General features: G+C 71.3%; 8 protein-coding genes. All 8 read left to right on the top strand.

Annotation, left to right across the window (positions count from 1 at the left end; genetic code table 11):
* The first annotated feature begins 298 nt into the window (after window positions 1-298).
* The 8 genes from ACWD38_RS29575 (at window position 299) to ACWD38_RS29540 (ending at window position 8,514) form a co-directional block, all read left to right on the top strand.
* Window positions 299-1,258: an NAD(P)-dependent oxidoreductase gene (locus ACWD38_RS29575; protein WP_184478126.1), complete on the top strand. Its 960-nt coding sequence runs from the start codon at window positions 299-301 to the stop codon at window positions 1,256-1,258.
* Between the two features lie 124 nt (window positions 1,259-1,382).
* Complete coding sequence (locus ACWD38_RS29570; RefSeq protein ID WP_184478127.1) at window positions 1,383-1,784, top strand: DUF948 domain-containing protein; 402 nt, start codon at window positions 1,383-1,385, stop codon at window positions 1,782-1,784.
* Window positions 1,781-2,122, top strand: a complete 342-nt coding sequence (locus ACWD38_RS29565) for a hypothetical protein (protein ID WP_343071293.1) — start codon at window positions 1,781-1,783, stop codon at window positions 2,120-2,122. The genes ACWD38_RS29570 and ACWD38_RS29565 overlap by 4 nt, the downstream gene beginning before the upstream one ends.
* Window positions 2,123-2,260: 138 nt before the next feature.
* Window positions 2,261-4,936 carry an alanine--tRNA ligase gene (gene alaS, locus ACWD38_RS29560; RefSeq protein ID WP_184478128.1) on the top strand — a complete coding sequence of 892 codons (2,676 nt, stop codon included), beginning with the start codon at window positions 2,261-2,263 and terminating at the stop codon, window positions 4,934-4,936.
* Window positions 4,933-5,415 carry a Holliday junction resolvase RuvX gene (gene ruvX, locus ACWD38_RS29555; RefSeq protein ID WP_184478129.1) on the top strand — a complete coding sequence of 161 codons (483 nt, stop codon included), beginning with the start codon at window positions 4,933-4,935 and terminating at the stop codon, window positions 5,413-5,415. Before alaS ends, ruvX begins: the two co-directional genes overlap by 4 nt.
* A gap of 11 nt (window positions 5,416-5,426) precedes the next feature.
* Window positions 5,427-6,644 carry an endolytic transglycosylase MltG gene (mltG, locus tag ACWD38_RS29550; protein ID WP_184478130.1) on the top strand — a complete coding sequence of 406 codons (1,218 nt, stop codon included), beginning with the start codon at window positions 5,427-5,429 and terminating at the stop codon, window positions 6,642-6,644.
* Window positions 6,631-7,491 (top strand): shikimate dehydrogenase, encoded by an 861-nt coding sequence (locus ACWD38_RS29545; RefSeq protein ID WP_450125377.1) that lies wholly within the window; start codon window positions 6,631-6,633, stop codon window positions 7,489-7,491. Before mltG ends, ACWD38_RS29545 begins: the two co-directional genes overlap by 14 nt.
* 219 nt (window positions 7,492-7,710) lie before the next feature.
* Window positions 7,711-8,514, top strand: coding sequence for a S1 family peptidase (locus ACWD38_RS29540; RefSeq protein WP_450125376.1), 804 nt, complete (start codon window positions 7,711-7,713; stop codon window positions 8,512-8,514).
* The last annotated feature ends 271 nt before the right edge of the window (window positions 8,515-8,785 follow it).

Here is an 8,785-nt window from a genome sequence, read left to right as displayed (position 1 = left end):
GCTCTGGTGGTCATTTGGCGGACCCTCAGCGTCCTTCTCGCTGCGGGATCTTTTTCCCGAGTGGCTCCGCCACGAGGGAAAAAGCCGTCCTCGCGAGAAGGACGCTGAGAACCCGCAGGTGGTCACCTTTTTGACGTGGGCTATGTGCTTCGCACATGCAGGCACGGCTTCGCCGCCAGGCAGGCGTGCTTCGCCGCCTAAGGCACGTCTTCGCCGCTGGTTGGGTGAGGATGAAGGTTATTCGAGCGCCCGGGTGTCGGGTGCTGTGAGAACGACTTGAAGTAGTCAGGAGTCAGCTGTGCGCATCGTCGTCACCCGCAACGTTCCCGAGGCGGCCGTGGAGTTGCTGCGCGGCGCCGGGCAGGTGCACGTGTGCGAGCGGGATCAGGCGCTGGACCCCGCGGAGCTGCGGGAGGTCGTGGCGGGGGCCGACGGGCTCGTGACGATGCTCGGCGATCAGGTGGACGGTGCGGTCGCCGACGCGGCCGGCTCGCAGCTGAAGGTCGTGGCGAACGTGGCCGTGGGCTACGACAACCTCGACGTGCCCGCGCTGGCCGCGCGAGGCGTCACCGTGACGAACACGCCCGGGGTGCTCACCGACGCCACCGCCGATCTCGCGTTCGCGCTGCTGCTGATGGCGACCCGCAGGCTCGGCGAGGCCGAGCGGTTGATCCGCTCCGGTGAGCCGTGGTTCTTCCACCTCGGGTTCATGCTGGGCACCGGCTTGCAGGGCAAGACGCTCGGCATCATCGGCCTCGGTGAGATCGGGCAGGCCGTGGCGCGCCGGGCGCGCGCGTTCGGCATGCGGATCGCGTACTCGGGACGCCGCCGGGTGGCCGCCGACGTCGAGTCCGAACTCGACGCCCGGTACCTGACCAGGGACGAGCTCCTGCGCGAAGCGGACGTGCTGTCGCTGCACTGCCCGCTCACCGAGCAGACCCGGCACCTGATCGACGCGGCGGCGCTGGCGACGATGAAACCGTCCGCGGTGCTCGTCAACACCAGCCGCGGCCCCGTCGTGGACGAGGCGGCGCTGGCCGAGGCGCTGCGCGCGGGCCGGATCGCCGCGGCCGGGCTGGACGTGTTCGAGCAGGAACCGGCGGTGCACCCCGGACTGCTGGAGCTGGAGAACGCGGTGCTCATCCCCCACTTGGGGTCCGCGACGGTGGAGACGCGCACGGCGATGGCCGAACTGGCGGCACGCAACGTGGTCGGCGTCCTCACGGGGAACGGCCCGGTCACCCCGGTGGAGGCTTGACCGCCGGACGCGCCGACGCACCGGAAGCGCCCGCCGCGGGGTGGCACGGTAACCTGGCGCGCGATCAAGACACCGGTGAATCCTTGCCGGTGGCAGGAAAACCACGTGGAAACCGGGAGGGCACGTGACGCCCACGCAGATCGCCGCGCTGATCGTCGCGGGCGCGTTCGTGCTGCTGGTCGTGCTGCTGGCGATCCCGCTGGTCAAGCTCGGCCGAACGCTGGACGAGGCGACCGTCGCGATCCGCAAGGCGCACGAGAACACCGACCCGATCTTCACCGGGGCCAACTCGACGCTGACGCACGTCAACACCCAGCTGGAACGGGTGGACGGCATCACCGCCAACGCCAAGACGGTCAGCGGCAACGTCTCGGCGTTGTCGTCGCTGTTCACGGCTACACTGGGTGGCCCATTGGTGAAGACCGCGGCCTTCTCGTACGGGGTGAGCAAGGCTCTGCGAGCTCGCCGCAAGCGCAAGGAAGAGCCGTGGGGCAAGCACTCCCGCCGCAAGGGAGGACGCAAGTGAGGCGGATGTTCTGGTTCGGGGCCGGAATCGCGGCCGGTATCGCGTTGACCCGCAAGGTCAACGAGACCGCCCGCAAGGCGACCCCGAGCGGCGCTGCCGAGCAGCTCGGCGGTGCGATGCGCGAGCTCGCGGGTGCCGTGGGCTCGTTCGGCGCGGACGTGCGCGCCGGGATGAGCGAGCGTGAGCAGGAGTTGCAGGACGTCGTCGACGGCACCTCGATGCCGCGGCGGAGGTTCGACACCGACGCGATCGACGCTCGCCCGGCGGACGGCCGGGGGCGCCCGGCCGGTGATGGTGTGCGCGCACCGGCTCGGCGAGCTCGCCGGGCGGAACGCTGAACGGCGGGCGTTCCGGGGAACCGGTCCGTCCGCGCCGGCTCACCGGTCGCGAACTGCTCCGGTTCCCCGAACGCCCCGCCTGCCACGTCCCGCCGCAGCCCCGCCCCCGACTCCGCAGCACCCTTCGAAGGAACCACCGTGCAGACCCACGAGATCCACAGCCGCTTCCTGGAGCACTTCCGCAGCACCGGCCACACCGTGGTGCCCAGTGCCTCCCTGATCCTCGACGACCCCACCCTGCTGTTCGTGAACGCGGGGATGGTCCAGTTCAAGCCGTACTTCCTCGGTGACGCCCCGGCGCCGTACCCGCGCGCGACGAGCATCCAGAAATGTGTGCGCACCGGCGACATCGACGAGGTCGGCAAGACGACCCGGCACAACACGTTCTTCCAGATGGCGGGCAACTTCTCCTTCGGCGACTACTTCAAAGAAGGCGCCATGGAGCACGCGTGGAAGCTGCTGACCTCCTCGGTCGCCGAGGGCGGTTACGGCATCGACCCCGAACGCCTGTGGGTCACCGTCTACGAGCACGACACCGAGTCGGCCGCGCTGTGGCGCAACACCACCGGCATCGACCCGGCCCGCATCCAGGTGCGCGGCGCGGAGGACAACTACTGGGACATGGGCGTGCCCGGTCCCGGCGGCCCCTGCTCGGAGATCTACTACGACCGCGGCCCCGCCTACGGCGTCGAGGGCGGTCCGAACGTCGACGAGGACCGCTACATCGAGATCTGGAACCTGGTGTTCATGCAGGACATCCGGGGTGAGGAGAGCCCGAAGAAGGGCGCTCCGCTGCTCGGTGAGCTGCCCACGAAGAACATCGACACCGGCATGGGCGTCGAGCGGGTGGCGTGCCTGCTGCAGGGCGTGGAGAACGTCTACGAGACCGACCTGGTGCGCCCGGTGATCGCGAAGGCCGAGGAGCTCTCCGGCCGCCGCTACGGCGCGAACCACGAGGACGACGTGCGGTTCCGCGTGATCGCCGACCACGCCCGTTCCGGCGTGATGCTCGTCGGCGACGGCGTCACCCCCGGCAACGAGGCGCGCGGCTACGTGCTTCGCCGCCTGCTGCGCCGCATCGTGCGCTCCACCCGGCTGCTCGGCGTGCAGGAACCGGTGCTGGGCGAGTTCACCCAGGTCGTGCGGGACGCGATGGCCCCGGCGTACCCGGAGCTGCGCACCGATTTCGAGCGCATCGACTCGGTGATCCGCAACGAGGAAGAAGCGTTCCTGACGACGCTCACCGCCGGCTCGAAGATCTTCGACGTGGCCGTCGCCGACACCAAGAAGTCCGGTGCGTCCCAGCTGCCCGGCGCGAAGGCGTTCCAGCTGCACGACACCTACGGCTTCCCCATCGACCTCACCTTGGAGATGGCCTCCGAGCAGGGCCTGTCGGTCGACGAGCACGGTTTCCGCGAGCTGATGGGCGAGCAGCGCCGCCGCGCCAAGGAGGACGCGAAGGCGCGCAAGACCGGCCACGGCGACCTCTCGACGTACCGGACGCTGCTCGACCAGCACGGCACCACCGAGTTCATCGGCTACACCGACCTGGAGTCGCAGAGCCGGGTGCTGGGGCTGCTCGTCGACGGCGCCCCGGCGAAGTCGGCCGCAGCGGGCACCGAGGTGGAGCTGGTGCTCGACCGCACCCCGTTCTACGCGGAGGGCGGCGGCCAGATCGCCGACACCGGCACCCTGGTCGGCCCCGGCGTCGAGGTGCGCGTCTCGGACGTGCAGCGGTCGGTGCCCGGCCTGTTCGTGCACCGCGCGAAGGTCGTCTCCGGTGAGCTGGGCGTGGACACCATGCTGGAAGCCGGTGTGGACCGCGACCGTCGCCGCGCCATCGAGCGCTCGCACTCCGCGACGCACCTGGTGCACGCCGCGGTGCGCGGTGCCTACGGCAAGCGCGCGGCGCAGGCGGGTTCGCTGAACTCGCCGGGCCGGATGCGCTTCGACTTCACCGCGCCCAGCTCGGTGTCGGCCTCCGTGCTGGGCGGCGTCGAGGAAGAGGTCAACTCCTACCTGCAGAACGACGTCGAGGTCTCGTCGTACACCACGACGATGGACAAGGCGATGGAGCTCGGCGCGATGGCGCTGTTCGGCGAGAAGTACGGCGACCAGGTGCGAGTGGTCGACATGGGCGACTACTCGCGGGAGCTGTGCGGCGGCACCCACGTGGGGCGCATCGGCCAGCTCGGCGTGGTCAAGCTCGTCGCGGACTCCTCGGTGGGGTCCGGCGTGCACCGGGTCGAGGCGCTGGTCGGCATGGACGCGATGCGCCACATCAGCAAGGAGCACCTGCTGGTCACCCAGCTCGCGGAGCAGTTCAAGGTCCCGGCCGAGGAACTGCCGGAGCGCATCGCCGGTGTGGTCAGCAGGCTGCGCGGCGCGGAGAAGGAACTCCAGCAGCTGCGCGTGCAGCAGGTGCTGTCCTCGGCGGGCGAACTCGCCGGCCGCGCGAGCGACGTGCACGGCGTCAGCCTGGTCGCCGAGCAGGTCCCGGACGGCGTGGACGGCGGCGGGCTGCGCGCGCTGGCGGGCGAGATCCGCGGCAGGCTCACCGGCCGCCCGGCGGTCGTGGCGCTGTTCGCCGCGGAGCCCTCGGAAGGCAAGGTCTCCTTCGTCGTCGGCGTCAACGACGCCGCGCGGGACCTCGGCCTGGCCGCGGGCAAGCTGGTGCCCTCGTTCGCCGCGGAGGTCGGCGGCCGTGGCGGCGGCAAGCCCGACATGGCCCAGGGCGGCGGGACGAACCCGGCGGGCGTGACGGCCGCGATCGGCGCGCTGCACCGCGAACTGGACAAGGCGGTCCAGGGGTGACTTCAGGTAATCGGGGCGTCGGCCCGGCCGCCGACGCCCCGGACCCCGGAGCGGGACGCCGGATCGGTGTGGACGTCGGCGCGGTGCGCGTCGGCGTCGCGCTGACCGATCCGTCCCCGATGCTGGCGACGCCGTTGGTGACGCTCCAGCGCGATGAGGACGCGGGCAGCGATCTGACGGAGCTGGTGCGCCTGATCGCCGAGCACGAGGTGGTCGAGGTCGTGATCGGCCTGCCGAAGACGCTCGCAGGACGGCACGGCAGTGCCGCGGATTCGGCGCATTCCTACGCCGAAGCCCTGGCCACCAGGATCGCCCCGATCCCGGTGCGCTTTCACGACGAACGGTTGACCACGGTCACCGCGAGCCGCATGCTCTCCCAACGGGGGGTTCGCGGTAAGCGACAGCGCGCCGTGGTCGACCAAGCCGCCGCAGTGGAGATCTTGCAGGCATGGCTTGACGCCCGGTCGCAGACCACCTGAGAGGACCTTTCGTGAGCGACGATCTCGGCCTGTTCGCGGACGACGCGGGCGAGCCGCCCCGGCGCAGCCGCAGGGAGGCCCGCGAGCAGCGGGCCCAACTGCGCCGCCGGAAACGACGCGGTTCGGTGACCGCCCTGGCCGGACTGCTGGTCCTGCTGCTGGTGGGCGGAGGCGTGGTGTACGGCGCCATGCAGATACTGCAAATCGGGTCCTACGACGACTACGAGGGCGCGGGGACCGGCGAGGTGGTCGTGGAGGTCTCCTCCGGTGACACCGTCAGCCACATCGCGCAGACCCTGTCCAAGGCCGATGTGGTGGCGTCGTCGACGGCGTTCACCAAGGCGGCCGCGGAGAACAAGCAGATCAACAGCATCCAGCCGGGCTTCTACCTGATGAAGTCGAAGATGTCCGGCTCCGCCGCGGTCGGGCACATCCTGTCCGCCGAGGCGAAGACCGGCCGCATCGAGGTGCGCGGCGGGCAGCGGCTGGAGGACCAGCTCAGCCCGGACGGCGGCAAGACGCCGGGCATCCTCACCAAGCTGGCCGAAGCGACCTGCACCGGTGATGAGAGCCAGTGCACGACCTCGGAGCAGATGCACGCCGCGGCGGGTTCCGCGGACCTGGCTTCGCTGGGCGTGCCGGAGTGGGCCATCGAGGGCGCGTCGAAGGCGGAGCCGGAGCGGCGCCTCGAAGGGCTGATCATGCCGGGCATCTACGACGTGAAGCCGGGCGAACCGCCGGAAGAGGTGCTGCGCCAGGTGGTGACGAAGTCCGCTGCGCTGCTGGAGGCGGCGGGGCTGCCGCAGGCCGCCGACAGCACCGGTCGCACCCCGTACGAGCTGCTGACCATCGCGTCGCTGGTGCAGAGCGAGGGCATCGAGCGGGACTTCGACAAGGTCTCGCGGGTGATCTACAACCGCACCACCGACCCGCAGATGCGCCTGCAGTTCGACTCGACGATCAACTACCCGCTGGACAAGCCGACGCTGCTGACCAAGTCGGAGGACCGCCAGCGGCCGGGGCCGTACAACAGCTACCAGAACTACGGCCTGCCGCCGACGCCGATCTCCACGGTGAGCAAGGCGGCGGTGACGGCGGCGGAGAAGCCGGCCGACGGAACCTGGGTGTACTTCGTGAAGTGCTACCCGGACGGCACGTCCTGCTTCGCCACGACGATGGCCGAGCACGACCGCTACATCACCGAGGCGCAGCAACGTGGCGCGTTCTGATCCAGCGGCCCGCAAGGCGGCGGTGGTCGGTTCCCCGATCGGCCACTCGCTGTCCCCGGTGCTGCACGGCGCGGCGTACCGCGAGCTCGGGCTGACCGGGTGGACCTACGAGCGGTTCGACCGGGACGCCGACGGGCTCGCCGAGCTGATCGGCGGGCTCGGCCCGGAGTGGGCGGGCCTGTCGGTGACGATGCCCGGCAAGCGCGCCGCTCTCGGGTTGGCGAAGGAGGTCACCGAGCGGGCGGCCGCGGTGGGCGTGGCGAACACGTTGACCCGGCTGGCGTCGGGGGAGTGGTCCGCGGACTGCACCGACGTCGACGGGGTGACGGGGGCGTTGCGCGCCGCGGGCGGGTTCACCGGTGGCAGCCGGGCGTTGCTGCTCGGCGCGGGTGGTACCGCGGCGGCGGCGATGGCGGCGTTCGCGGAGCTCGGGCTCACCGATGTGACGCTCGCGGTCCGCGAACCGGCGCGGGCCGGGGACGTGGTGCTGACCGCGGAGCACGTGGGCCTGCGGGTCTCGGTGCAGCGGCTCGATTCGATCGACCTGGACGCCGCCGCGTCCGAAGTGGACGTGCTGGTGTCGACGTTGCCCGCCGGTGCGGCGGATCCGCACGTGTCGGCGTTGGCGCGGGCGGCGTGCGTGCTGGACGTGATCTACCACCCGTGGCCGACTCCGCTGGCGAGCGCCGTCTCCGCCGCGGGCGGCCGGCTCGCGACCGGACTGGACATGCTGCTGCACCAGGCGTTCGGCCAGGTCGAGCTGTTCACCGGTCGTCCCGCGCCACGGGCCGCGATGCGGGACGCGTTGTCCGCCGCGACCGGTGGTGAACTGGACCTGCCGCTCTGACCCTGCGCGGCGACCGCCGAGGCCGGGCTCGCGCATCGGAACCGCACGGGGACCGGTCGTCGTCCTGCGGAGGTCACCGCGTGCGAGTGTCTTGTCGCGGATCGTCGTGCGGTGACCGTAAGTCGTACTCCTCGTCGGCTCATCGGCCGATCCGCCGGGCCGCGTTGATCCATAGCGTCGTGTTCCGCAAGGAGATCAGCGCGATGCGAGGAGCACTGCATGACCGAACAACGGATCGGCCCGGCCCGTCGAGTCCGAAGGGGACGGTCGGCGGCGGTCGGGGCGCTGGGAGCGTTGGCGCTCGCGGCGGCGCTGGCACCGACGGCGGTCGCCGCGGAGGCGGGCCCGGCGGTCGTCGGCGGCCACGACGCCACGGAGGAATACCCGTTCATGGTGTCCCTGCAGCAGCAGGGCCAGCACTTCTGCGGCGGATCGCTGATCCGGCCGGACTGGGTGGTGACCGCGGCGCACTGCGCCGCCGCCGTGGAACCCGAGGACGTCACGACCCGCATCGGCAGCGGGGACCGCACGACCGGCGGGGCGGAGACCGGAGTCGCCGAGCTCGTCGTGCACCCCGGCTACGACCAGGCCGCGCCCGGTGACGACGTGGCGCTGGTGCGGCTGGACCGGCCCGTCGAGCAGCAGCCGATCTCGCTGGCCGCGGACTCCGGCGCCCCCGGCGATCCGACGCGGATCATCGGCTGGGGCGTCACGTGCGACGACCGGGAGCAGTGCCCCGAGCTGCCGACGCGGCTGCAGGAGCTGGACACCGAGCTCGTCGCCGACGACCGGTGCGCCGACTTCGACGGGGCCACCGAGCTGTGCACCGACAGCCCCACCGAGAACGCGCAGGGCTGCAACGGCGACTCCGGAGGCCCGCAGCTCAAGGGCGAACCGGGACGCTGGGAACTGATCGGCGCGACCAGCCGCGACGGCGACGAGAGCCCGCTCTGCGGTACCGGCCCCGGAATCTGGACCGACGTCACCGCCTACGCCGACTGGATCGACCAGACGACGTCCTGACACAGGAGTGCGGTGCGGGACCAGCTAGATCCCGCACCGCACGAACACCTACCACCACCGCAACCCAGAAGGCCAAGCGAAGCGAAGCCCGCCTCGCGGCCGAAGGCCGTGCAGTGGGCGGACGAAGTCCCGCCTGCTTCGCGGCCGAAGGCCGTGCCTGGGGCTGCGAAGCAAGCCTGCCTTGCGGCGTAGCCGTGCCTGTATTCGCGCAGCGAATAGCCCACGTCACAAAGCCGACCACCGGCGGGTTCTCAGTCGGTCTCTCGCGAGG

The sequence above is a fragment of the Saccharopolyspora sp. NPDC002578 genome, from assembly GCF_053592695.1.
This window is presented reverse-complemented; position numbering and strand designations above follow the sequence as displayed.